General features: G+C 72.6%; 19 protein-coding genes. 7 read left to right on the top strand and 12 right to left on the bottom strand.

Translation table 11 applies throughout. The features are described from left to right. Positions 1-52: 52 nt before the first annotated feature. A complete protein-coding gene (locus WME96_RS11900; protein WP_437290267.1) occupies positions 53-1,372 on the top strand; it encodes a GTP-binding protein in 1,320 nt (439 codons plus the stop codon). A gap of 27 nt (positions 1,373-1,399) precedes the next feature. Here the strand turns inward: WME96_RS11900 and rodA are convergent, their stop codons facing one another. The 8 genes from rodA to WME96_RS11860 all read right to left on the bottom strand — a co-directional run bounded on the left by rodA (position 1,400) and on the right by WME96_RS11860 (position 9,922). After that, positions 1,400-2,533, bottom strand: coding sequence for a rod shape-determining protein RodA (rodA, locus tag WME96_RS11895; RefSeq protein ID WP_437290266.1), 1,134 nt, complete (start codon positions 2,531-2,533; stop codon positions 1,400-1,402). Further along, positions 2,530-4,485 (bottom strand): penicillin-binding protein 2, encoded by a 1,956-nt coding sequence (gene mrdA / locus WME96_RS11890; RefSeq protein ID WP_433935566.1) that lies wholly within the window; start codon positions 4,483-4,485, stop codon positions 2,530-2,532. The genes rodA and mrdA overlap by 4 nt, the downstream gene beginning before the upstream one ends. Further along, a complete protein-coding gene (locus WME96_RS11885; protein ID WP_061608177.1) occupies positions 4,482-5,006 on the bottom strand; it encodes a hypothetical protein in 525 nt (174 codons plus the stop codon). Before WME96_RS11885 ends, mrdA begins: the two co-directional genes overlap by 4 nt. Before the next feature lie 4 nt (positions 5,007-5,010). After that, positions 5,011-5,868: a rod shape-determining protein MreC gene (mreC, locus tag WME96_RS11880; RefSeq protein ID WP_433935565.1), complete on the bottom strand. Its 858-nt coding sequence runs from the start codon at positions 5,866-5,868 to the stop codon at positions 5,011-5,013. 147 nt (positions 5,869-6,015) lie between these two features. Further along, entirely contained in the window at positions 6,016-7,050 is a 1,035-nt protein-coding gene (locus WME96_RS11875) for a rod shape-determining protein (protein WP_437290265.1), read from the bottom strand. 114 nt (positions 7,051-7,164) lie between these two features. Beyond that, entirely contained in the window at positions 7,165-7,326 is a 162-nt protein-coding gene (gene rpmG, locus WME96_RS11870) for a 50S ribosomal protein L33 (RefSeq protein ID WP_061616520.1), read from the bottom strand. Between the two features lie 193 nt (positions 7,327-7,519). Further along, the gene (locus WME96_RS11865; RefSeq protein ID WP_437290264.1) at positions 7,520-8,563 is read right to left on the bottom strand and encodes an RNA recognition motif domain-containing protein; all 1,044 of its coding nucleotides are present in this window, start codon (positions 8,561-8,563) and stop codon (positions 7,520-7,522) included. Positions 8,564-8,950: 387 nt separating this feature from the next. After that, positions 8,951-9,922, bottom strand: coding sequence for a prolipoprotein diacylglyceryl transferase (locus tag WME96_RS11860; protein WP_437290263.1), 972 nt, complete (start codon positions 9,920-9,922; stop codon positions 8,951-8,953). A 227-nt stretch (positions 9,923-10,149) separates the two neighbouring features. Here WME96_RS11860 and WME96_RS11855 point away from each other — a divergent pair, with 227 nt between their 5' ends. The 5 genes from WME96_RS11855 (at position 10,150) to carB (ending at position 18,613) form a co-directional block, all read left to right on the top strand. Further along, positions 10,150-10,677 carry a MogA/MoaB family molybdenum cofactor biosynthesis protein gene (locus WME96_RS11855; protein WP_437290262.1) on the top strand — a complete coding sequence of 176 codons (528 nt, stop codon included), beginning with the start codon at positions 10,150-10,152 and terminating at the stop codon, positions 10,675-10,677. Beyond that, positions 10,674-11,891 carry a molybdopterin molybdotransferase MoeA gene (locus tag WME96_RS11850; protein WP_437290261.1) on the top strand — a complete coding sequence of 406 codons (1,218 nt, stop codon included), beginning with the start codon at positions 10,674-10,676 and terminating at the stop codon, positions 11,889-11,891. Before WME96_RS11855 ends, WME96_RS11850 begins: the two co-directional genes overlap by 4 nt. A gap of 205 nt (positions 11,892-12,096) precedes the next feature. Then, positions 12,097-13,815, top strand: a complete 1,719-nt coding sequence (locus WME96_RS11845; protein ID WP_437290260.1) for a carbamoyltransferase family protein — start codon at positions 12,097-12,099, stop codon at positions 13,813-13,815. A gap of 355 nt (positions 13,816-14,170) precedes the next feature. After that, positions 14,171-15,337: a glutamine-hydrolyzing carbamoyl-phosphate synthase small subunit gene (gene carA, locus WME96_RS11840; protein WP_437290259.1), complete on the top strand. Its 1,167-nt coding sequence runs from the start codon at positions 14,171-14,173 to the stop codon at positions 15,335-15,337. Positions 15,338-15,340: 3 nt separating this feature from the next. Continuing rightward, positions 15,341-18,613, top strand: coding sequence for a carbamoyl-phosphate synthase (glutamine-hydrolyzing) large subunit (gene carB, locus WME96_RS11835; protein WP_437290258.1), 3,273 nt, complete (start codon positions 15,341-15,343; stop codon positions 18,611-18,613). 146 nt (positions 18,614-18,759) lie between these two features. Here carB and WME96_RS11830 read toward each other — a convergent pair whose 3' ends face one another. Next, positions 18,760-19,932 (bottom strand): collagen-like protein, encoded by a 1,173-nt coding sequence (locus tag WME96_RS11830; RefSeq protein WP_437290257.1) that lies wholly within the window; start codon positions 19,930-19,932, stop codon positions 18,760-18,762. Between the two features lie 800 nt (positions 19,933-20,732). Here WME96_RS11830 and WME96_RS11825 point away from each other — a divergent pair. Then, on the top strand, positions 20,733-20,894 hold the full coding sequence (locus WME96_RS11825) for a hypothetical protein (RefSeq protein WP_437290256.1): 162 nt from the start codon (positions 20,733-20,735) through the stop codon (positions 20,892-20,894). 67 nt (positions 20,895-20,961) lie between these two features. Here the strand turns inward: WME96_RS11825 and WME96_RS11820 are convergent, their stop codons facing one another. The 3 genes from WME96_RS11820 to WME96_RS11810 are packed head-to-tail and all read right to left on the bottom strand — an operon-like array spanning position 20,962 to position 25,045. Next, positions 20,962-21,576: an HMA2 domain-containing protein gene (locus WME96_RS11820; RefSeq protein ID WP_437290255.1), complete on the bottom strand. Its 615-nt coding sequence runs from the start codon at positions 21,574-21,576 to the stop codon at positions 20,962-20,964. Further along, positions 21,573-21,860 carry a hypothetical protein gene (locus tag WME96_RS11815; protein WP_437290254.1) on the bottom strand — a complete coding sequence of 96 codons (288 nt, stop codon included), beginning with the start codon at positions 21,858-21,860 and terminating at the stop codon, positions 21,573-21,575. The genes WME96_RS11820 and WME96_RS11815 overlap by 4 nt, the downstream gene beginning before the upstream one ends. Further along, positions 21,857-25,045, bottom strand: a complete 3,189-nt coding sequence (locus tag WME96_RS11810) for a cation-translocating P-type ATPase (protein ID WP_437290253.1) — start codon at positions 25,043-25,045, stop codon at positions 21,857-21,859. The genes WME96_RS11815 and WME96_RS11810 overlap by 4 nt, the downstream gene beginning before the upstream one ends. Between the last annotated feature and the right edge of the window lie 163 nt (positions 25,046-25,208).

Raw genomic sequence — 25,208 nt, 5'->3', positions numbered from 1 at the left:
GCGCACGCTCCGGCGCCCTCGATCCCCTTTTCGTGTATCGTCGCCGCCGCCCATGGCGTCGGTGAACCCACTGTCGCGCGAGCTCGTATTCAAGATCGTCTATTACGGGCCCGGTCTGGGCGGCAAGACGACCACGCTGGAATACCTGCACGCCACGGCGAAGCCGGAGTACCGCGGCAAGCTCGTGTCCCTCGCGACGCCGGTCGACCGGACGCTCTACTTCGACTTCCTGCCGGTCCGGCTCCCCCAGCTCCGCGGGATGAACGTGCGGCTCCAGCTCTTCACGGTGCCGGGGCAGGTCTACTTCAACGCGACCCGCAAGCTGGTGCTCACGGGCGCCGACGGCATCGTCTTCGTGAGCGACTCGCAGGCCGTCCGGGCCGACGCAAACATGGAAAGCCTGGAAAACCTGCGCGACAACCTCGCCGAGCAGGGGCGAGAGCTGCGGCAGGTCCCGCTCATCTTCCAGCACAACAAGCGGGATCTGCCCGATCTCCTCCCGCTGGACGACCTCGACGCGATGCTGAACCCGTTCCGCGTGTTCTCGCTGGCCACCTCGGCGAAGACGGGGCTCGGCCTGTACGAGGGGCTGGAGGAGATCAGCGCCGCCGTCCTGCGCGCGTTCGAGAGCCGGCTGCCCGACGCGATGGGGAGCGGGCTCGGCGGGTTCGACGCCATCGAGGGCGGGCTCGTCACGGCCCTGCGCGACGCGTCGCCGCCGCCGTCGGCGCCGCTCGACGCGGTGATCTCGCGCCTCGCGCCGCCCAGCAAGCCGTGGTCGACGATGCCCCCGGACTCGACGATCGGCGACCCGAGCGAGGGCGAGGCCGCTCCCGGCGCGACCGGGCTGGCGAGCCTCGGGGTCGCGCAGCGCAGCGCCGGAGGGCCGCGCAGCGCCGGCGTCCGGGAGCCGGCTAGCCGCGAGATACCGTCGTCGCTGCGGCTCGCGGCGCGGCGGCTGGCCGCGTCGGCGGAGGCGCCGGCGACCGCGCGCGCGGACGGCCCGTCCGCGGCGACGAGGCACCTCGCGCAGCCGGGCCTGTCGTTCGTGGCGCTGTGGCCGACCGCCGAGCGCGAGGTGGTCGCGGAGATCGAGGCGGCCATCGCCGCGGAGCGGTACGCCGTGGCGGTCGCGCGCTGCGACGCGATCGTCACGGAGATCTTCGACAGGGCCGCGGAGCTCGCGGGCGCGAGGGAGGCGTCGCGCGACCCCGCGGCCGTGCCGGCGCTGCTCGGCCTCGACGGGCGCCGCTACCTCGGGTTCCGCGCCGCGGTCCGGAGGGCCCGCGCCGGCGGCGAGGTCACCGAGCGCGACGCGCTCAAGGCGTTCGCCTTCGTCATCGACGCGCGCCTCGCCGAGAGCGCGGTCTGACGTGGCCGGGGGGCGCGCCCCCCGAGCTCACAGGCGATCGAGCGAGGCGACGCCGGAGTAGCGGCGCATCGACACGCTCATGAGCAGCGCGATCGCGACCATCACCGTGGTGACGCTCGATCCGCCGTAGGAGAACAGGGGCAGCGTGACACCGACGACCGGCAGCACGCCCGACGTCATGCCGAGGTTGATGACCGCGTGCCAGAAGATGATCGCCGCGCAGCCGACCCCGAGCACCGCGCCGAAGCGGTCCTTGGCCATCGACGCGATGCGGATGCCCCACACGACCAGGAACGCGTAGAGGCACACGAGGACCACGCACCCGACGAATCCCCACTCCTCGGCGAAGACCGGGAACGGGAAGTCGGTGAACTGATCCGGCAGGAAGAGGAACTGGTTCTGGGTGCCCCTCAGATACCCGTTGCCGAACAGGCCGCCGTTGCCGATCGCCACGCGCGAGTGGTGGGCGTGCCAGCCGCGGTGCAGGAGGTCCTCCTCGGGGTGGAGGAACACGAGCACGCGGGCGCGCTGGTAGTCGAGCAGCACGTACTCCCAGACGATCGGGATCGCGATGACGATGGACACGACGAACAGCGCCGCGCTCCGCCAGCGCACGCGCGTGACCGCCGCGATCGTCAGGAAGACGAAGACGAGGATGAGCGCCGTCCCGAGGTCGGGCTGCTTGAGCACGAGGAGCGCGGGCACCGCGGTCAGCGCGGCCGGGATCGCCAGGTCGCGCAGGGTGCGGCCCTCGTTGCGCGGGTCGTCGTGCAGGTACTTCGCCAGCGCGATGACCAGGAACACCTTCATGAACTCGCTGGGCTGGAAGCGGAAGGCGCCGAACTCGATCCACCGCGCGGAGCCGCGCACGTCGCGCGCGAGCACGAAGACGAGCGCGAGCGAGAAGACGCCGAACGTGTAGAGCACGTACCCGAGGCGCTCGAGGTGCCGGTAGTCGATCGCGATCAGCACGCCGCCGATGATGCCGCCCATGAACAGCCAGTAGACCTGGCTGATGTAGAGCTCCGCGCGCGATCCCGAGTAGACGCTCGTCGCGCTGTAGAGGTTGACGACGCCGAGCACCGCGATCGACACCGCGGCGATGAAGAGCGGCCAGTCGAAGTGGTCGCGATCGCGAGAGAGAGAGTCGCCCCGGATCATGGCGTGCGCCCCGACGCGGCGGGCGCGCGGCCCGCGCTGCTCTTGCCCGCGCGGGGCCCCTCGTTCGGGCCGCCGCGCCGCTCCTTCGCGAGCTCCTGGTACGCGCGCACGACCTCGAAGGCGACCGGCGCCGCGTGCTTGCCGCCGGCGCCGCCGTGCTCGACCAGCACGACGACGGCCACCTCGGGCGCGCGCGCCGGCGCATAGCCGGCGAACCAGGCGTGCTCACGGTTGAAGTACCAGACCCGCTCGGCCTCGACGCCGCGGGTGAGCCGGTGCGAGACCTGCGCGGTCCCCGTCTTGCCCGCCATCTCGACGCCGGCGACGCGCGCCTTGAAGGCGGTGCCGCCCTCCTCGTTCACGCCGGCGACCATCGCCTTGTGCACGAGGGTGAGGTTCTCCGGGCGGATGTCGATCTGGCGGCGGACGCGCGGCGTGAACTCCTGCACGACCGTGCCGGCGCTCGTCTCGACGGCCCGCACGATCTGCGGCTGGTAGAGCGTGCCCCCGTTCGCGAGCGCGGCGTACGCGAGCGCGAGCTGGAGCACGGTGACCGTCGTCGCGCCCTGGCCGATCGCCGCGTTCAGGCCGAAGCCGAGGCGGAACTGGCCCTTGTTCCGGAGCGTCATCCACGCCCGGGTCGGCATCCTGCCGCCCGCCTCGGCGTTGATGCCGAGCCCCGTGCGCGCGCCGAGCCCGTAGCGCTGTCCCATCTCGGCGATGACGTCCATGCCGACGCCGTACTCCGCCGCGAGCCGGTAGAAGAAGACGTTGCACGACTCGGCGATCGCCTTCTGCATCGCGACCGGGCCGTGCACGTGCGTGCACCGGAAGGTGCGCTTGCCGAACGTGAGGGCGCCCCGGCAGCGCGTGGACTGGCGCGGATCGATGAGCCCCTTCTCGAGCGCCGCCAGCGCGGTGAACGGCTTGAACGTCGAGCCGGGCGGGTACGCGCCGGAGAGCGTCTTGTCGAGCGCGGGCTTCAGCGGATCGGAGTAGAGCCGCCGGAAGGCGTCGCGGATGACCTGCTTGCCCGAGCCGCCCGAGAGGGCGTTCGGGTTGTAGCCGGGCTTCGAGTAGAGCCCGAGGATCCGCCCGGTGCGCACGTCGATGACCGCAACGCCGCCGGCGAGCTCGCCGCGCATCGCCTTGTCGATCGCCTTCTGGATGTCGGCGTCGAGCGTGAGCCGGAGGTCGCGCCCGGGGATCGGGTCGACCCGCCGCGGCTCCTCGATGATCCCGTCGCCGCCCGCCCGGCGCCGCCCCTTGGCGTCGACGAGCACCTTCTCCCAGCCGCGCGTGCCGCGGAGGTAGCTCTCCCACGCGCGCTCGATCCCGGTGACGCCGATGCGATCGCCCTCGATGTAGCCGACGCTCCGGAGCGCCGCGAGCCGCTCGGCGTCCACCTCGGCCATGTAGCCGAGGACGTGCGAGCCGACCTCCTCGTAGGGGTAGTAGCGCACCGGGACCGGCACCACGTCGACGCCCGGCAGCTCGGCGTCGTGCGTCGCCAGCGTCGCCACCGCATCGCGAGAGATGTCCTCCTTCAGCAGGATCTGCTGGCTCTTGCGCGGGCCGTCGTCGGCGCGGATCGCGGTGATGAGCGCCTCGAGCCGGGCGCGCTCCTCGATCCCGACGCCGAGGTACTCGACGAGCTTCGGCCAGGTCGTCTCCATGTCGAGGCGCCGCGGGACGACGTACACGTTGTACGAGGGGCGGCTCGCCGCGAGCACCTTGCCGTTCTTGTCCCGGATGATGCCGCGCGTGGTGGCGAGCGTCACCCGGCGCACGATGTTCTCCCGGGCGACGGCCTTGTTCTCGTCGGCCTCGAGGATCTGGAGGTAGAACATGCGCCCGATGAGCACCATGAAGCCGACGACCATGCCGAGCGCGATCCACCGGAAGCGCCGGCGGAACTCGCTCACGTCGGAGCGCTGGACGAGCAGGCTCACCGCGGGCTCTCCCCCGGCCGCGGGACGTTGATCGTCGCCTGGTGCACGCGCTCGGCCAGCCGGAAGACGAACGGCGCGAAGATCGCCGTCGACACCGCGTGCGGGGCGACGAGCAGGGCGAGCGCGCGCGGGCGCGCCGCGTCGCCCCCGAAGATGGCGGTGAGGATCACGATGAGCACCCCCTCGACGAGGCCGAAGACGAAGGCCAGCGCGATCTTGGTGAGCAGCGTCTGCGCGGCGAGCCGGACGCCGGCCGCCCGCGACACGACGAAGGTCGCGACGGTGATGAAGGTGAACAGGCCGACCGGCGCGCCGGCGAAGAGATCGAGCAGGTACCCGAGCAAGAACGCGAGCGCGGCGCCGCGCGCGATCGAGTACTCGTGCACCCCCATGAACACGACGAGCGGCAGGAGCAGGCTCGGCGTGGAGCCCGGGATGTTCAGCTTGCCGATCAGCCGGAACAGGTTCGACTGAACGATCAGGAGGGCGGCCCCCATGAACAGGAACGCGGAATTCCTCATCGCGTCACCTGCGCTGCGCCTGCGGCGGCGTCTCCTCCGGCGGCGTCGTCGTCACGATGAGCACCTCCTCCAGGCGGGAGAAATCGACCGCCGGCGCGACGTACACCTGCTGGTAGATGCCGAAGTCGCGGCGGACGACCTGCGTCACGGTCCCGACCGGGATCCCCTTCGGGAAGCGCCGGCCGACGCCGCTCGTCACGAGGAGGTCGCCGACCTCGATCTCGTCGGTGCGCTGCACGTACTCCACGCTGCACGAGTACTTGGTCTCGTCGCCGGTGCCGCGCACGAAGCCGCGCGCGCCGGTGCGCTCGACGACCACATCGACGCCGCTGCCGCCGTCGACGACGAGCCGCACGTCGACCGTATCGCCGGCGCTCTTCAGCGTCGTGCCGACCACGCCGTCCGCGGAGAGGACCGGCAGGTTGGAGCCGATGTCCCGCGCCTCGCGATCGAGCGTGACCCGCACCACGCGGAAGAAATCGTTGGTGCTCTTGCCGACGACCTGCGCGCTGACGACGTCCGTGCGGAGGCTCTGGCGCAGGTCGAGCAGCCTGCGCAGGCGACGGTTCTCCTCCTCGAGCGCCTCGAGCTTGCGGACGCGCTCGCGCATGCGCGCGATCTGGGAGGCCTGCCTGGCGTTGTCCTCCTTGACGTCGACCAGGTAGATGTAATCGCCCCAGAGGTTCGAGATGCCGCGCGCCAGCGTCGCGGCCGCGTACTGGATCGGCGCGGCGATGCCGATGATGATCCGGTCGGCCCCCGTGTTCTGCTTCGGGTCGCGCATGCTGGCGCGCAGGAACCAGAACGGCACCGCGAGCGCCAGCAGCACGATCACGAAGTCGCGGTAGCGTTTGAGGTTCACCGTGGCTCCCGGACCCAGGTAGTACGAGGCGCCCCGCGAGGCCACCCCTGTCGACGCCGCGCGCGGCGCCCACGCCGAGGAGGCGCGCGCCGCGCGCCCCAAGAGAGCCCCGCCGGCAAGCTCACGGGCGGGGGACGAGACGGACGATCAGCTGATCGTGACCTCTTTCAGGAGCTCGAGGTGATCGAGCGCCTTGCCGCTGCCGAGCACCACGGCGCTGATCGGGTCGTCGCACACCATGACGGGCAGCCCCGTCTCCTCGCGGAGGAGCACGTCGAGGTTCTTGAGGAGCGAGCCGCCGCCGGTGAGCACGATGCCCTTGTCGACGATGTCGGCCGCGAGCTCCGGCGGCGTGCGCTCCAGGGCGATGAGCACGGCGTCCACGATCGCGTTCGTCGGCTCGCTCAGCGAGTCGCGGATCTCGTCGGAGTTGACCACGACCGTCTTGGGGATGCCCGCGACCATGTCGCGCCCCTTGACCTCCATCGTGAGCTGCTGCTCGAGCGGGTACGCGTTGCCGATCGTGATCTTGATGCGCTCCGCGGTCTGCTCGCCGATGGCCATGTTGTACTTGCGCTTCATGTAGGCAATGATCGACTCGTCCATCTTGTCGCCGCCGACGCGCACGCTCTGCGAGTAGACGATGCCGGCGAGGGAGATCACGGCGACCTCGGTCGTGCCGCCGCCGATGTCGACGACCATGTTGCCGCTCGGCTCGGTGATCGGCAGCCCGGCGCCGATCGCCGCCGCCATGGGCTCCTCGATCAGGTAGACCTCGCGGGCCCCGGCGCCCTCGGCGCTCTCCTTCACGGCCCGCTTCTCGACCTCGGTGATGCCGAACGGGACGCAGATGATGATGCGCGGCTTGACGAGCGTGCGGCGGTTGTGCGCGCGCGCGATGAAGTACCGGAGCATCGCCTCGGTGATCTCGAAGTCGGCGATGACGCCGTCGCGCAGCGGCCTCACCGCCTGGATGTTGCCGGGGGTGCGCCCGAGCATCTCCTTCGCCTCGCGGCCGACGGCGAGCACCTTCTTGCCGCCGCGAGCATCGCGCTGCACGGCGACCACGGAGGGCTCGCACGACACGATCCCCTTGCCCTTCACGTAGATGAGCGTGGTGGCGGTGCCGAGATCGATCGCGAGATCGTTCGAGAACAGGCCGTAGAGCCAGTCGAAGATCATCGCTGCGTCCTAGAGATGAACAAGGTTAAGCCGAGCACCGCGAGGTGCGCAGACGCCTGACCCGAGGCCCACACGCGCGGGCCTCGGCGGCAGCAGCCAGCGGCGCAACGTGGCCTAGCCCTTCGAGATCTTGCCCTCTTTGTGCTCGGTGTGCTTGCGCTCGGTCGGGCAGAACTTCTTGATGACGAACTTGTCCGTCATCGTCCGCTTGTTCTTCGTCGTGTGGTAGTTCGCGCGGCCGCAGGTGCCGCACGTGAGCTTGATGATGTCGCGCATCGGAGGTCTCCGCGGACAGGGCCGGCCTGTTTCCACAGACGGCCCTGGTTGAACCCAGGCGGGGCAGCACGGAAAGCGCTGGCACCGCACCCGGCGGGGTACCAGAGGACGTGAGCGGGGTCAGCGACGCCCGACCGCCCGTCTGGAGGGCGCCTACCCTACGGGAAACGGTGCAGTTGTCAACCGGGAGAGCTCATTCGTCGTCCCAGTCGTCGCGGCCGCGATCCCAGTTCTTGTTGTTGCTGCGACGGCCACCGCCGCCGGCGCCACCACCGCCCCCGGGAGGGCCATCGCCGTCGTGAGCGCCGCGCCGCCGGCGATCGTCGAAGGTCTTGCGCGCAGGGGGCGGGGGCGCGCCGCCACCACCACCGCCGAAGCCGCCGCCGCCACCACCGCCGAAGCCGCCGCCGCCACCACCGCCGAAGCCGCCGCCACCACCGCCGAAGCCGCCGCCGCCGCCGAAGCCGCCCGGGCGCTCCTCGCGCGCCGGACGCTCGCCCTTCGGATGAGCGAGGTTGACGACCAGCCGACGGCCGCGCACGTCGACGCCGCGCAGCGCATCGATCGCGGCGCGCGCCGCCTCTGCGCTGGCCATCGTCACGAAGCCGAAGCCGCGCTTGCGACCGTCAGGGTCCATCGGGAGGTGGACCCGCACCACCGGCCCGGCGCCCGTCGAGCCGATGAGGCCCTCGACCTCCTCGACGCTCGCGTCGTAGGGCAGGTTGCCGACGTAGAGGGTGCGATCCGGCGCTGCGGCAGGGCCGCCGCCCATACCGCCGCCCGGGCCGCCGCCCGGAGCGCCGCCCGGACCGCCGCCGGGGCCCATGGGGCGACCTTCGCGTCGCGGCGGCTCGGCCTGGAAGGGCCGGACCGAGATCGACTTGCCGCCCTGAAATGAACCGTCAAGCGACTCGCGCGCGGCGTTGGCTTCGCCGGTCGTCGAGAGCGTGACGAAGCCGAACCCGCGCGGACGACCTGTCGCGCGATCTTTCGGAAGACTGACCTCGACGACGTTGCCGCCGGTGGCCTCGAAGAGTTGCCGCAAAACGTCTTCGGTGATGGAGTCGGGCAAGCCCGCCACGAACAACTTACGCGAATCTTCAGCCATTGTAGAAAAACCTGGGGTTGGCCCCTGCGTTCCCTCTTTTTTGGTCCACTCGCTCCGTGATCGATGTCGATGATGCGGAGCCTTTCGCGAGCGCGCCTCGTTCGACCCGTCCTTCGGCGGAAGGGGCAACCGAGCTCAATCGAGCGAAGGTCGGCGGGCCGACCCTCTGGTGCAAACTCCACCCCACGATATCTAGTGCCCCAGGCGCGTCAAGGGACCCGCCGCGGGCGAGCGAGCCAAATGCAGGCCCTGACGGAGCGCTCCCGACCCCCGCACCCCGAGGTGCGGGTCCGCGGGCGGGGGTCTCAGGGGGACTCAGCGCATGCCGCCCCCGTCGCCTCCGTCGCAGGCGGGCGGCGCGAAACCACGGGCAAACAGCGCGAAAACCCCGGCTGGAAGGCAAGGACGGAGCGGCCCAGCGGCGACCGGCGCATCAGGTCATTACCTGATGTCGAACTACCCGACACGACCGCGGGACGACGGCGCCCCGACCCCGGAAAACCCGGCAGGGGCGGGCTACCGTCCGGCCCGGGCGCGAGGAGCACGCGGCTCCTCGGCCCCGTCGTCCGCGTCGTCCGCGTCGTCCGTGTCGTCCGCGTCGTCATCCGCGACGCGCGGACCGCCGCTGAGCGGCCCTGCCCCGGCGCTCGACGCCTCGCCGCGCGCCGCCATCCGCAGGAAATACAGGCCCACCGCGAGCAGCCCGAAGCAGGCCCACTGCGCCGGGGTGAGGCCGCCGTAGCGCGGATCGCCGCCGAGCACCGTGCCCTCGCGCTCGCGCAGGAAGTCGAGGCCGAACCGCACCGGCGCGTACGCGGTGCACATCACGCCGGTGTAGAACCCGAGCGGGCGATGGGGGTTCCTGCGCCAGAGCACCGCGAACGCGATCGCGAGGGGGATCGTGAGCAAGCACTCGTAGAGGCCGAGATCGAACCGGCCGACGTATCCGTTCCCGAGCGGATATCGGACCGCGAACCACGCGTCGGAGAGGCGGCCCGGGTGATCGTGGACCGACGCGCAGCCGGCGCGCCCGAACACCCACGCGAGCGGGAAGGCGCTGTTCACGACCTCGCAGTACGGCAGGATCTTCTCGCGGCGATAGAAGCGCCACGAGGCAGCGCCGATCAGGGCGCCGGTGAAGCCGCCGAAGCTCGACAGGCCGTCCCAGAGCGCGAAGAGGTAGAGCGGATCGCGCGCGACCCGATGCGGGTGATAGAAGATCGCATCGAAGACGTGCCCGCCGATGAAGCCGGCCGCCACGACCCAGAAGATGAACTCGCTCATCTTCTTCTCGTCCAGCCGCCGCTCGCGCGCGTGCCGCGTCGCGACCACGGCGCCGATGTAAACGCCGAGCGCCACCAGCGTGCCGAACGGCTTGATCGAGGGCGGCTTGGCCGGATCGATGTACTGGCCCACGATCGGGATGTGCTCCAGGAACGAGAGCGGGATCTCGGGGAGCTGGATGTAAGGGATCAGGGGGCCGGACACGCCGCTCCCCTAGCGCAGCGGCGCCGCGAAAGCCATCCACCGTCGAGGGCAGCCGCGCCGATCCCCGGTTCGCGGCGCGCCGCTGACGCGCGACCGCGGCCTGCGCCGGCGAGCACAAGGCCGCGCGCGCCCGCGCGGACGCTGCGCGCGGACAGGCCAGGCCCGGCGGTCGGGCCGACGTCATCAAGTGTTCGCCAACGGCCGGCGAGCGGCGTAGATCTCGCCGCATGAGCCGCTCCACCGTGCGCGTCGCGACGCTGACGCTCAGTGATACCCGGACCCTCGAGGACGACGAGGGAGGAAAGCTCCTCGGCGCGCTCCTGACGAGCGCCGGCTTCGCCGTGACGTCCCACGCCGTCCTGCGCGAGGAGCCCGAGCTCCTGCGCGCGGCGATCGAGCAGATCGCGAGCGCAGGATCGGCCGACGCGATCGTCACCACCGGCGGCACGGGGATCGCGCCGCGCGACAGGACCTTCGAGGCGCTGGCGCCGCTCTTCGACAAGACGCTCGACGGCTTCGGCGAGGCGTTCCGACGCCTGAGCTGGGACGCCATCGGGCCGAACGCCATCCTGTCTCGCGCGGCCGCGGGCGTCGTGCGCGGGCTCGTCGTGATCGCGCTGCCGGGCAGCCCGAAGGCGGTGGAGCTCGCGGTGACACAGCTCATCGGCCCCGTCCTCGCGCACGCGGTCGCGCTCGCGTCCGGCAAGGGCGGTCACCACCACCGGCACGCGCAGGAAAGGGAGCAACGCGGATGATCCCCTTCGAAGAGGCGCTCGCGCGGCTGCTCGCGACCGCGGTTCCGGTCGGCCCCGAGCGGGTGTCGCTCGACGACGCGGCCGGGCGCGTGCTCGCCGAGGACATCGCCGCCGCCGACGCGATGCCCGCGTTCGATTACAGCGCGATGGACGGCTACGCCGTGGCGTCGGCCGATCTCGCGGGCAGCGGGCCCTTCACGCTCCCCGTGCGCGGCGAGAGCGCGGCCGGGCGGCCGCTGCCGGCGCTCGACCCGGGCACGGCGTGCCGGATCTTCACCGGCGCGCGGCTGCCGCCCGGCTCGGACGCGATCGTGCCGCAGGAGGACGTCGCGCGGAGCGGCGACGAGATCACCGTGAGGGAGGCGCCGCGCGCGGGCGCCTGGGTGCGGCGCAGGGGCGCGGACCTCGCGCAGGGCGCCGTCGCGCTGCGCCGCGGCGCGCGCCTCACGCCGGGGAAGGTCGCGCTCGCGGCCGCGCTCGATCGCCCGAGCGTGCTCGTCGCGCGCCGGCCCGTGGTCACGGTGCTCTGCTCCGGTGACGAGCTGCGCGCCCCCGGCTCGCCCGGCCCCGCCGGAACGGTCGCGGAGTCGAACAGCTACTTCGTGGCCGCGACCGCGCGCGCTGCGGGCGCGGCGGTCCGCATCGCGCCCTTCGTCCCGGACGACGCGGCGCGCGCCGCGGAGGCGGTGTCGACGGCGCTGCGCGGGTCGGATCTCGTGGTGACCGTCGGGGGCGTGAGCGTCGGCGACCACGATGTGGTCCGGCCTGCCCTCGAGGCCGCGGGCGTGACGCTCGACTTCTGGCGCGTCGCGATCAAGCCGGGCAAGCCGCTCGCGGTGGGCCGCGCCGAGCTCTCGCGGGGCGGCGCGGTGCACGTGCTCGGCTTGCCGGGCAACCCGGCCTCCGCCTCGCTCACGTTCGTCCTCTTCGGCGTGCCGCTGCTCCGCGCCCTCCAGGACGACGCGGCGCCGCTGCCGCCGCGCGTGGTCGTCCGCGCGGCCAGCGCGCTGCGGCGTCAGACAGGGCGCGCCGAGTTCCTCCGCGCCCGCCTCGAGATCTCCGGCGGCGAGCTCGTCGCGCGCATCTCCGCGAACCAGGCGTCCGGCGCGGTCACGAGCTTCGCCGAGGCCGACGCGCTGATCATCGTGCCGGCCGACCAGGATCGCATCGACGACGGCGACCGCCTCCAGGCCATCCGCCTCGCCGAGATCTGACCGCGCGCACGCGCGTTCACACGCGCACGCGCGTTCGCACGCCCCGCGCTGCATCGTCGCCTTGCAGAGCAGCGCGCGTTTTTATCTCACGAACGCAGCTTTGATCTCGTGTCAGCGCGTCATGCGGGACGGCAGATGACCGCGCGGCGCGCGCGAGATGGCTCGCCTTGACCCTCGCGCGCGGGCACCAGAAGATGGCCTTCGCATGCTCATCCTCGGGATCAACGCCTACCACGGTGATGCGTCGGCCGCGCTCCTCGTCGACGGGCAGCTCGTCGCGGCGGCGGAGGAGGAGCGGTTCAGCAGGATCAAGCACTGCGCGGGGTTCCCGCGGCTCGCTGTCGAGTACTGCCTCAGCGCCGCGGGCGCGCGCGTCGAGGACATCGACCACATCGCGATCGGCCGCGACACGAGGGCGCACCTCGGCGACAAGCTCCTCTACGCGCTGACGCGGCGCTCCCCCGCCGGGATCCTCAAGGGGTCCTTCAGCGCGAGCGATCCGAAGGTGCACCTCGGCGCCGCGCTCGGCATCGACCCGAAGCGCATCCGCGCCGCGTCGCACAGCGTCGAGCACCACCGCGCGCACCTCGCGTCCGCGTTCTTCCCCTCGGGCTTCGACGACGCGGCGGTCGTGTCGATCGACGCCTTCGGCGACTTCGTCAGCACGATGTGGGCGCGCGGCCGCGGCAACAAGCTGGAGATCCTCCGGCACGTCGGCTTCCCGCACTCGCTCGGGCTGTTCTACTCGGCGCTGACGCAGTACCTCGGGTTCCCCAAGTTCGGCGACGAGTACAAGGTCATGGGGCTGTCGGCCCACGGCCAGCCCGAGCTGCTCGACAAGCTCCGGCAGGTGGTGCGCGTCAAGGAGGGGGCCTTCGAGCTCGGGCTCGAGTACTTCCAGCACCACACGAAGGGCATCGCGATGACGTGGGAGGGCGAGCCCCGCTACGGCGCCATCCACTCCGAGCGCCTGGTCGACCTGCTCGGACCCGCCCGCAGCCCGAAGAGCCGGATGGAGGACCGCTTCAAGGCGGTCGCCGCGTCGACGCAGGCGGTGTTCGAGGAGGTCTACTTCGAGCTGCTCGCGACGGCGAAGCACCTCACCGGCTCGCCGCGGCTCGCGCTCGCGGGCGGCTGCGCCTACAACTGCGTGGCCGCCGGGAAGATCCGGCCGAAGGGGCTGTTCGACGACGTCTTCATCCAGCCCGCGGCCGGCGACGCCGGCACCTCGTTCGGCGCGGCGCTCTACGTCTACCACCACACGCTCGACAACCCGCGCCGCTTCCAGCAGACGCACAGCTACTTCGGCCCTGCCTTCTCGCAGGAGGCGATCGAGGAGCTGCTCCGGCAGGAGCAGGTCGCGTTCGAGACCCTCCCCGACGAGGACCTGATCCCCCGCGTCGCCAGGGCGCTCGGCGACGGCAAGGTGGTCGGCTGGTTTCAGGGGCGGATGGAGTTCGGCCCGCGCGCGCTCGGCAACCGCAGCATCCTCTGCGACCCGCGGCGGCAGGACACCAAGGACATCATGAACGAGCGGATCAAGCGCCGCGAGATGTTCCGCCCGTTCGCGCCGGCGCTCCCCCTCGAGCGCGTGGGCGACTACTTCGAGCAGACCTCGCCCGACCCGTTCATGGTCAAGGTCTCCAGGATCAAGCCCGAGCGCCGCGCCGAGATCCCCGCCGTGACCCACGTCGACGGCACCGGCCGGCTCCAGACGGTCACCGCCCAGGAGAACCCGCGCTACCACGCGCTCCTCCACGAGTTCGGCCGGCTGACCGGCACGCCCGTCCTCCTGAACACGTCGTTCAACGCGAGCGAGCCGATCGTTTGCACCCCAAAGGAAGCGCTGGACTGCTTCCTCCGGACGAAGATGGACGTGCTCGTCCTCGAGCGGGCGTACCTCGAGCGCGCGCAGGTCGCCTAGGCGGCGCCGCGCGGGCCGACGAGCTCGTGAAAATCACTGCGGAAACGGCCGGGAAAGCTCAGGCGATAATTCCTGGTTGACGTGGAGCGAGGGGACGGCAAATGGGCGTCCCCGGCATGTGGAAGAACGGGACGGCGGGCGCCATGCCCACCTCGACGGAATGCCGGAGCGAGCGGGTCCGGCATCCAGGGGTGCTTGAACGCCCAGCCTCGAGCATGATGCCGGCCCGCCGCGCGGCGCGCGCGCGGACCTGCTCACCCACGGGCCCACGGCGCGGCACGCGCCCGAGGCCTCCCCTGCGTAACGGTCCGCGCCGCGGCGGCCGAGGCGGTCAATGAGGATGGATGCGAATCGGATGAAGCTCGTACTCGAAGACGGCACGACCATGACGGGCCGGTGCTTCGGCGCCCCGCGCGCGGTGAGCGGCGAGGTCGTCTTCAACACCGGCATGACGGGGTACGTCGAGACGCTCACGGACCCCTCTTACAGAGGCCAGATCCTCGCGATCACGTACCCGCTCGTGGGCAACTACGGCGTGCCCGCGCCGCGGCAGGCAGGCAGCGTCGACGGGCCCTACGAGGCCGACCGGATCCAGGTGCAAGGGCTCGTCGTGCAGAGCTACGTCGAGCGCTACAGCCACCACGCCGCGGTCCGCTCCCTCGGCGCCTGGCTCGCCAGCGAGGGGATCCCGGCGATCACGGGGATCGACACGCGGACGCTCACGCGGCGGCTCCGCGAGGCCGGCACCATGAAGGGCTGGCTGTTCCCGGCCGAGATGGACCTGGAGCGGGTGAAGCGCTCGGCCGAGGCGGTGGACATGCGCGAGGAGGTGTTCCGCCTCGTGTCGCCCCGCGAGCCGATCACCTACGAGGGCGGCCCCCTGAAGGTGCTGCTGATCGACGCGGGCGCGAAGGACAACATCGTCCGCTCGCTCCTCCAGCGCGGGGTCACCGTCATCCGCGCGCCCTTCCACGCGCCCATCGCCGAGCTCGCCGAGGCCGCCGACGGCGTCCTCATCGGCAACGGTCCCGGCGACCCCAAGGACCTCGGCCAGCTCGTCGCCGCGGTGCGCGGCCTGCTCGGCACGTACACCAAGCCGATCTTCGGCATCTGCCTCGGCAACCAGATCCTGGCGCTCGCGGCCGGCGGCGACACCTACAAGCTGCCGTACGGCCACCGCGGCGTGAACCAGCCGGTGCAGGACCTCCTGAGCCGCCGCTGTTACGTCACGAGCCAGAACCACGGGTACGCGGTGAAGCACGAGTCGCTCCCCCCCGAGTGGGAGCCGTGGTTCATCAACATCAACGACGGCACCAACGAGGGCATCCGCTCTCGGCTGCGCCCCTTCTTCAGCGTCCAGTTCCACCCCGAGGCGACGCCCGGGCCCGAGGACGCCGGGTACCTCTTCGACGACTTCCTGCGCCTCTGCGGCGCGATGAAGGGGTCGGCCGATTCGCGATTCAAGACCGCAGGGACCGCCACCGCGGAACCCCGCGCCACCCCCACCGCAGGAAGGAGCTGAGCCATGTACGGCGCCTATCTCCCCAAGAAACCCCGGCGCGTCCTCGTGCTCGGCTCCGGCGCGCTCCAGATCGGTCAGGCCGGCGAGTTCGACTACTCGGGGTCGCAGGCGATCAAGGCCCTCAAGGAAGAGGGGATCGCCACCGTCCTCGTGAACCCCAACATCGCCACGATCCAGACGAGCGAGGGGCTCGCCGATCGCATCCACCTCAGCGCGGTCACGCCGGAGTTCGTCGAGCGGATCATCGTGAAGGAGGAGGTCGACGCGATCGCCCTCTCCTTCGGCGGCCAGACGGCGCTCAACTGCGGGCTCGAGCTCCACGACGCCGGGATCCTCGACAAGTACGGAGTGCGGGTGCTCGGGACGCCGATCAAGGCGATCCGCGACACCGAGGACCGGCGCCTCTTCATCGACCGCCTCGACGAGATCGGCGTGAAGACGGCCCGGAGCCGCGCGTGCCGCACCCCGGCCGAGGCCATGGCCGCGGCGCGCGAGATCGGCTTCCCGGTGATGCTGCGCGGCGGTTACGCGCTCGGCGGCAAGGGCAGCGGCATCGTCGAGAGCGAGCGCGACCTCGACGACGCCGTGCGGCGCGGCTTCGCCGGCGGCGTGCCCCAGGTGCTCGTCGAGGAGTGCCTCCGCGGCTGGAAGGAGATCGAATACGAGGTCGTCCGCGACGGGCGCGACAACTGCATCACCGTCTGCAACATGGAGAACCTCGATCCGATGGGGATCCATACCGGGGAGTCGATCGTCGTCGCCCCGTCGCAGACGCTGAACGACGAGGAGTACCAGCTCCTCCGCTCCGTGGCGCTGAAGACGATCCGCCACCTCGGCATCGTCGGCGAGTGCAACATCCAGTATGCGCTCAACCCGCACAGCACCGACTACCGGGTCATCGAGGTGAACGCGCGCCTGTCCCGGTCGAGCGCCCTGGCCAGCAAGGCGACCGGCTACCCGCTCGCGTACGTCGCCGCGAAGATCGCCGTCGGCTACACGATGCCGGAGATCGCCAACGCGATCACCCGCAGGACGACCGCGTTCTTCGAGCCGGCGCTCGACTACCTCGTCTGCAAGGTGCCGCGCTGGGACCTCGGCAAGTTCCGCGGCGCCTCGATGCGGATCGGCAGCGAGATGAAGAGCGTCGGCGAGGTCATGGCCATCGGCAGGACCTTCCCCGAGGTCATCCAGAAGGCGCTCCGGATGCTCGACATCGGGGTGAAGGGGCTCGACCCGGACGCGTTCACCTTCGAGGACCTCCCCGACGCGCTGAAGAACGCGACCCCGCTCCGGATCTTCGCCGTCGCCCGCGCGCTGCAGGAGGGCATGTCGGTCGACGCGATCCACGATCTCACCAAGATCGATCGGTGGTTCCTGAACCAGATCGAGCCGATCGTGCGGATGCAGCGGGACCTGAAGGCGCTCAAGGTCGCCGTCCCGGCGCAGGTCGACAGGGCCGCGCCGGTGCAGGAGCCCGCGATCGACGAGGCGACGCTGCGGGAGGCCAAGCAGCTCGGCTTCAGCGACCGGATGATCGGCACGCTGACCGGCGCGGCGCGCGGCTCCATCCGCGAGCTCAGGAAGCGGCACGGCGTCGTGCCGCACCTCGCCCAGATCGACACGCTCGCGGCCGAGTTCCCCGCCGAGACGAACTACCTCTATTCGAGCTACCACGCGTCGGCCACGGACGTGGCGCCGTCGTGGCGCAAGAAGATCATGGTGCTCGGCTCGGGCGCTTACCGCATCGGATCGAGCGTCGAGTTCGACTGGTGCTGCGTCAACGCGATCCGCGCGGCCTCGGAGCTCGGCTACGAGACCATGATGCTGAACTACAACCCGGAGACGGTCAGCACCGACTACGACACGTGCGACAAGCTGGTGTTCGACGAGATCAGCTTCGAGACGGTGCTCGACATCTACGAGCGGGAGCAGCCCTACGGCATCGTGGTCAGCATGGGCGGCCAGGTCCCGAACAACCTGGCGCTCCGGCTGCACCAGGCGGGGGCCCGCATCCTCGGCACGAGCGCGGGGAGCATCGACGCCGCCGAGGACCGGAAGAAGTTCAGCGATCTCCTCGACCGGCTCGAGATCGATCAGCCGCGCTGGGCCCACGTCACCGACGCGGCCGAGGCGGGCGAGATCGTGAACAGGCTCGGGGGCTTCCCCGTGCTCGTGCGGCCGAGCTACGTGCTGAGCGGCGCGGCCATGAGCGTGGCGCACGAGCCCAACGAGCTCGATCGCATCCTCGCCCGGGCCAAGGCCGTCTCCCCCGTCTACCCCGTGGTCGTCTCGAAGTTCGAGACCCACGCCCGCGAGGTGGAGATCGACGCAGTCGCCGACCGCGGGGAGATCATCCTCTGGGCGATCAGCGAGCACGTCGAGAACGCCGGCGTCCACAGCGGCGACGCGACGCTCGTCCTGCCCCCGCAGTCGCTCTACATCGCGACGATCCGCAGGATCAAGCAGATCGCCCAGCAGGTGGCGCGGTCGCTCTCGATCACCGGGCCGTTCAACATGCAGTTCCTGGCCAAGCACAACACGGTGAAGGTGATCGAGTGCAACCTGCGCGCGTCCCGGAGCTTCCCGTTCGTGTCCAAGGTCACGGGGAACAACTTCGTCCGGGAGGCGATGCGCAGGATGCTGGGCGTGTCGCAGCCGGTCGAGAACCGCGGGCTCGACCTCGATTACGTGGCCGTGAAGGCGCCGATGTTCTCGTTCTCGCGCCTCGTCGGGGCCGATCCGATGCTCGGCGTGGAGATGGCGAGCACCGGCGAGGTCGGCTGCTTCGGGGACGACATGCACGAGGCGCTGCTCCACGCGCTGCTCGCGACCGGCTTCCGGTTCCCGAAGAAGGGCGTGCTGCTGTCGCTCGGCCCGCTCGAGGACAAGTACTGGTTCGCCGACGAGGCGCGCATCATCGCCGAGCACCTCAAGCTCCCCATCTTCGCGACGCCCGGCACGGCCGAGGCGCTGCGGGCGCTCGGGCTCGCGTGCACCACCCTCGCGAAGCAGCCCGATGAGGGGGAGACGGCGATGAGCGCGATCGAGCAGGGGAAGGTCGATCTCGTGATCAACATCCCCCGCGAGTACGACCAGCTCGGCCGGCCCGACGGCTACCTGATCCGCCGGCGCGCGGTCGACGCCAACATCCCGCTGATCACGGACCTGCAGCTCGCGCGCGCCGTCATTGGGGCGATGCGCGCGAAGCGCATCGAGGATCTGCGCACCCTCGCCTACGACGAGTACATCGCGCGGAGCCCGGTGGCGCTGCGCTGACGCACGAGCCCGCGCGCCCTCGACAGGGGCGCGCGGGCGCCTCCACGAACAACGAAGCCAGCGCCGGTGTCGCTCCGCGGCGCCAGGGCGGCGGGCGCGCCCAGGTCGCGACCGGCGCCGTCAGCCCGCTGCGGCGGTCGGCGCCGTCAATCGTCCTTCGTGACGATGAACCAGCCGTTCACGATCGAGCCGGAGCCCATGCCGGAGCCGTAGATCCGGTTGCTGCCGTCATTGCGAAGGCACATGCCGATGTTCCACGTTCCCTCGCCCAGCACCGTCGTGGCAGACACGGAGTAGGTGGCGCGCGTCGACGAGAACGGGTGATGCGCGAAGCCGGCCCCGAAGAAATTCACGAGCTCGGCCGTGACGCCCCCGACCTGCTGATAGCACAGGCCCACCATGGCGATCTGGGCAGGATCGGTCGGCCCCAGCCCGAGCGGAGCGGAAGCCGAGCCGGTCACCCGCTGGCTCCCCTCCCGGATGGTCACCGATGCCGGAGGACCGACCCAGCTGTAGACGGCGCTGTTCGCCGTGAAGTGCGAGGCGACGTTGCCCGCCAGCGCGAGGGTCGCCACGACGCCCGACGGCCCGACCGGCCCCGGAGGGCCAGGCGGTCCCTCGGGCCCGGTGGCCCCCGGCGGCCCCTCGGGCCCCTCGGGCCCCTCAGGACCCCGCTCGCCAGGCGGGCCCGCCACGCCAGGCGGCCCCGGCAGCCCCTGGGGCCCCTCGGGCCCAGGAACCCCCTGCGGTCCCTCGGGACCCCGCTCGCCGGGCGGGCCTGGCGGCCCATCGGCCCCCGGCGGCCCCTGACGCCCCTCCGGCCCGGCGATGCCGCTCGGGCTGCCCACCCAGTTGCCGTTCTCGTCGATGACGACCTTGTCGCCGATCTTCACCCGCTTCGGCGTGATCTCGCCGATGGCGTTGTTCGCGACCATCGCATAAGGAACGCTGCCGATCGGCGTGCGAGGCTCCATCTCGGGATCGTTACCGACCGTGATGCCGAGGTAGCGAACCGAGCCGTCGAAGACCTTCGCGGCCTGCTCCTCGCTGAACTCGAGCACCGTGGAGAAGTAGCCGTCGTCGAACGTGATCGCGATCGACTCGCTCCAGAGAGGCTCCTCACCCTCCTCGGCGTCCGCGGAGGCGTAGACGGTGAACGTCACCGGAAGCGCGTTGTCGACCGGATCGCCGTTGGCCCCGAAGAGCCGCCCCTGATGCGTGATCTGCGTTGGCACCGCGGCGGCCGCGCCGCGCACGAGGCCGAGCGACGCGGCGAGAAGAACACCCACCGCGAGGAGACGCGGTCCCATCCCGTTCATGGCAAGCTCCCGTTCGCCCCCACCAGACCGCCCTGCATGCGGTAGCTCGGTGAGGTCGTCTTTCCCTGATTCTGAGTCGGCTGACCGAGCGTGAAGACCATGCGATAGCTGGGACTCCTCACGACCTGGCCCGCGCTGACCACATCGCTCGCGGCACGACCCCGGTCCGCGACCTCGGACACCCCGCCCTCTCCGCCCCCGCCCTGCGCAGCCACCTCAGGAGAGCCGCCCGCCCCGTCGCCGCCAGCGCCGCCGGATCCCCCGACGCCCACCGGCACCCGCGCGCCCTCCGAACCGCAGCTGCAGCCGGGCGATACGGCGACCAACGCAACGGTCAGCCCGAGCCACGCAGAAAATTGCAATCGCGCCATCAACGGGTTCCCCTCTGCTTCCGGGGCTCACAATCCGGAACACAAGGTACGCGCGCCGGCCACCAGGTTCAATCTCTATCCAGAGCCATCGCGAGGGATCAGGGCGTATGTCGAGGTCAACGGGCGCGACACGAACATGAAAACGCGCCGGCACGCCCCGGCCACGAGGAGATGTCCATAGGCGAGGTGCGCGCCGAGAATCATGTCCTCTCCGGCGGAACGCTCTCTCTCCGTCCTTTTCTCCCCGTGTGTCGTCAGGCGGCCCCGTAGTCCCCCTCCCCGGACGCGTTGAGTCGCCCTCGCCGATCAGAGGGCTGGGCTCCGGATTGGCCCGACTCCGAGGAGCATTCCGCCGCGGAGCATGCTTTTCCAGGTCATCGATCCGAGAGGCCTTCTGGCCACCTTCCGGACGGTGTTCCTGGCCGAGCTATGCGACCCGCCCTGGTGCTGAGCACGCCCATCGCGGTCGCGCTGGCCGGGGTGGTCAACTCGCGCCTGAACCCGCGCTGGACTCAGGGGCTCGCCGGCGCCCTGCTCCTCGTGATGGGCGGCATCAACCTGGTTGGCGCGCTCCGTCCGGCCGCGGGCTAGCCCCCTCCGCCGCGCCCCCCGGGCGCCGACCGCGGCCGGCGCGCGCCGCCGCGGGGGCGACGCGCAGCTACAGATCGCCGCCGGGCGGGCACGCCTCGCCGCGCTCGCCGCGCTCGCCGTCCTCGGCGCCCGGCGCGCCGCCGGCAGCGTGGCGCAGCTCCTCCGACACGGCCCCCGGGTTGAACGTCATGAACCACCGGAGCGACCACCAGAGCAGGTTGAACCACGCCGGCGCAGGCAGCCGGCGCGTCACGCCGACCTCGGCGAGCCCGGCCGTCGCGAACACGACCGGCAAGAGCGTCCCGAGATCCGCGCGGTAGTCCAGCGCCTCGCGCACGTCCGCGTTGATGCCGGCAAACGCATGCGCGAGCGCGCGGGCGACGCGCGTCGGGCCGGGGTGGGCGTCGGGCCGGGGCGGGGCGAGCAGGCGGCCGTCGTCGTCCCGCGCGTCGCTCACCAGCTCGGCGAGCCGGCCGCGGAGCCGCTCCGGATCGAGCCCGCCCTCGAAGCGCTCGACGATCACCGAGCCCGTGGCCGGGCGGGCCGTCACGACCTCGCAGCCGGGATCGGCCGCGAGCAGCGCCGCGACGCGCGCGCACGCGCCGCGATGGCCGGCCAGCGCGGGCGCGCGCAGGCGGACGCGCCGCTCCAGAGCGTGGGCGACGAGCACCGGCGCCCTCATGACGACGGCTCGCCGTGGAGCGCCGAGGCGCCGTTGCTCTTGCGCGGGGCACGCTCGCGGCGCGCCGCGCCCGCGGCCCGGTGCCGCGCGCGCTCCGCGACCTCGGCCCAGAGATCCTCGGCGTGCTCCCGCTGGCGCTCGACCAGGGCGAGGCCGAGCTTGCCGAGGTGGACCCCGAGCGCCGCGACCTCGACGATCACGGGCCGGAGGTGCTGCTTCTTGCCCATCAGGAGCACGGCGCTGCCGACCCCCAGGGCGAATGACGGCGGATGGAACCTCATCATGCGGTGCCTCCCTCGCGCGCCGCGCACACGCAGCGCGCGCCCTGATCCGCGCGCCCCGCGCGCGCGGCGTCGACGACGATCACGATGTCTCGGCCGGCGTCCGGGAAGAGCCCGAGCCGGCCGCGCAGCAGCGAGGGGAGCGCCCCCGCGGCCACGGCGAGCGCGAGCTCCCCGGCGCCGAGGCGCGTCGCCCCGAGCAGGCCGCCGAGAGAGCGGGAGCCGAGCGCGAGCGCCTGGAGCGCGGCGGTCGCGGCGAGCGCGCGGGCGACGTGCGGGTTGCCCCGACGGGGGGCGGGCCCCGGCGCGCCATCCGCGGCGACCGCGCCATCCGCGCCATCCGCGCCATCCGCGCCATCCGAAGCGCCGGCGCGGCAGGCGAGGATGTGGAGGAGCTGCGCGGTCACGAGCGCGGTGAACGCCCGCGTGCCCGCGGCGGCGCGGCCGCCGAGCGCGTACGCCGCGAGCGAGGCGCCGGACATCAGCGCCGCGTCCGCGCCCAGCGCGCGGACGTCGCGCGGACCGAACAGCCGGGCCCGGGGGTCGCGCGGGGGGCGCCGCATCACGCCCGGCTCGGCCGGCTCCAGCGCGAGCGCGAGCGCGGGCGCCACGTCGGTGAGCAGGTTGATCCAGAGGAGCTGCAGCGGCGTGAGCGGCGAGGCGCCGGTCAGGGCGCCGGCCAGCATCGCGAGGACCTCGCTCGCGTTCGTCGCGACGAAGTACGCGATCGCGCGGCGGACGTTGTCGTGCAGCCGCCGGCCCTCGCCGACCGCCTCGGTGAGGCTCGGCAGGTCGTCCTCGGCGAGGACCACGTCGGCCACGGCCCGGGCGATGTCGGTGCCGCGCTTGCCCATGGCCACGCCGACGTCGGCCGCCTTGAGCGCGGGCCCGTCGTTCACGCCGTCGCCGGTCATCGCGACGATCTCGCCGCGCCGCTGGAGCGCCCGCACGATCTCGAGCTTGGCCTCGGGCGTGACCCGGCTGTGCACGGCGTCCGCCGGGATGCCGAGCTGGGCGCCGATCGCGCGCGCGGTCCGCTCCTGGTCGCCCGTGAGCATCAGCGCGCGGATGCCCGCGCCGGAGAGCGCCGCGAGCGCCTCCCGCGCGCCGGGGCGCGGCGGGTCGCGGAGGCCGACGAGGCCCGCGAGCGCGAGCGGGGCGTCGTTGTCGGGGCGGCCGTTCTGCCGCCACGCGAGGGCGAGCACGCGCAGGCCGCGCGAGGCCATCGCCTCGTTGCGCCGGAGCGCCTCGCCCCGCGCCGCGCCGAGCGCGTCGCAGCGCGCGACCACCTGCTCGGGCGCGCCCTTCACGAGCTCGATGTGCCCGAGCTCGGGGTGCTCGTGCACCGTCACCATGAACGCGCGCTCCGCCGAGCGGCGCTCCTCGCTCACGCGCCGCGCCGCGAGGCGCCGCGCGGACACGGGGTAGCCGACCGCGAGCGCGAACTCGACGAGGGCGCGCTCGGTGCCGCTGCCCTGGACGACCTTGCCCACCTCGCTCAGCTCGACGTCGGCGTTGAGCGCGGCGATGCGCGCGAGCGCGTGCACGGGCGCGGCGCCGACGTCGACCTCGCGCCCGTCCTCGGCGAGCAGCGCGATCTCGCGCCGGGGCGCGACGCCGCCGTCGGCGCGGGCGGCGTCGGCGCGCGCGCGGCCGCCGCGCACGACGCGCAGGACGCCCTCGCCGGGGAGGAAGATCTCGTCGACCCGCATCCGGTTCTCGGTGAGCGTGCCGGTCTTGTCGGCGCAGACGACGGTCACCGCGCCCAGCGTCTCGGCCGCGGCGAGGCGGCGGATCACGATGCCGCGGCCGAGCAGGCGGCGGCTCGCGAGCGCGAGCGCGGTGGTGCCCACGGCCGGGAGCCCCTCGGGGATGGCCGCGACGCCGAGGGCGACGGCGCTGCGCGCGAGCGCGCGGATCGGCCGCCGCCGCGCGAGGCCGACCACCACCACCGCCGACGAGCTCGCGAGCGCGAAGGCCGCGAGGCGCCGGCCGATCCAGGCGAGCTCCTGCTCGATCGGCGGGGCGCGCTCGCCCTCGCGGGAGAGCGCGCGCTGGATGTCGCCGAGCGCGGTCCGCCGGCCCGTCGCGACGACGACCGCAGCCCCCTCGCCCGAGGCGACCGTGGTGCCCGCGTAGACCATGCTGCGGCGATCGGCGAGCGGCGCGGCCGCGTCGACCCGCGCGACGCTCTTCTCGGCGGGCTCGCTCTCGCCGGTCAGCGTGCTCTCGTCGGCGGCGAGGTCGCGCGCGGTGACCACGCGCGCGTCCGCCGCGACCGGCTCGCCGGCGCGCAGCGCGAGCACGTCGCCCGGCACGACCTCCGAGGCGGCGAGCCGCTGCTCGCGGCCGTCGCGCACGACGCGCGCCCACCCGACCCGGAGGTCGCCCCACGCGTGCAGGAGCTCCTCGGCCCGGGACTCGGTGTAGGTGCCGACCGCGGCGTTCGCGCCGACGACGAGGAGGACGGCGCCCGCGTCGATCACGTCGCCGAGCGCGAGCGACAGGCCCGCCGCGCCGAGGAGCAGCGCGGTAGGCACTGTAAAAATCTGCTGTGCGAGGATGTCGAGCGACGAGCGGGTCGCGACGCCCGCGAGCTCGTTCGGGCCGAGGTCGCGGAGGCGGCGCTGCGCCTCGGCGGCGCCGAGCCCGGCGCGCGGGTCGACGCCGAGGGCGCGGGCGACATCGCGCGCGTCCTCGGCGTGGGCGTCGTGGACCCCGTCCGGCGCTCGCCGCGCGCGGGGATCGTCCTCGCCCGCCGCGCCGTCGCGGGCGAGCGCGCGGGCCGTTCGACCGCGCGCCGCGCGGACGAGCGCGCCCGCGCCCTCGGCCATGACGCGCGCGGCGCGGCGCGCGGAGGGCGGCGGCGGGGCGCCCGGCACGGCGTGCGCGCCGAGCACGGCGGCGGCCGCCTCCGCCGCGTCCTCCCGGAGCCGCACGAGCACCCGCCCGGTCCGCGCGCTCGCCCGCGACGACACGACGCCGGAGATCGCGGCGAGATCCCGCTCGATGCGCGCGGCCCGCGCAGGATCCCCGAAGAGGCCGGCGACCTCCGCGCGCACCCGCGCGATCCCGGCGCGCCCGTGCAGATCGCGCCCACGCGCGCCGCGGAGCCACCCGGCGATGCGCCCGCCGCGGCTCCCGCCCTCGCCGGGGTGCCCGATCCAGCTCGTGCCCGAAAGCTCCATGATCCTCCGCGCTGGGCCGGAGACCTCTTCAAAGGTCGAGCCAAAGGTCGAGCCAGCGCCGATGTGCGGGCGGGCCACATCGATCGGACGAGCCGCGCCGGGCCGCGCCGGGCTGCGCCGGGCCGCGCCGGGCCGCGCCACGCCGCGCCGAGCCGGCCGCGGG

The sequence above is a fragment of the Sorangium sp. So ce406 genome (assembly GCF_051474675.1).
GTDB lineage: Bacteria > Myxococcota_A > Polyangia > Polyangiales > Polyangiaceae > Sorangium > Sorangium cellulosum_G.
Note: the sequence above shows the minus strand (reverse complement) of the source record. Positions and strands in the feature narration are given on the sequence as shown.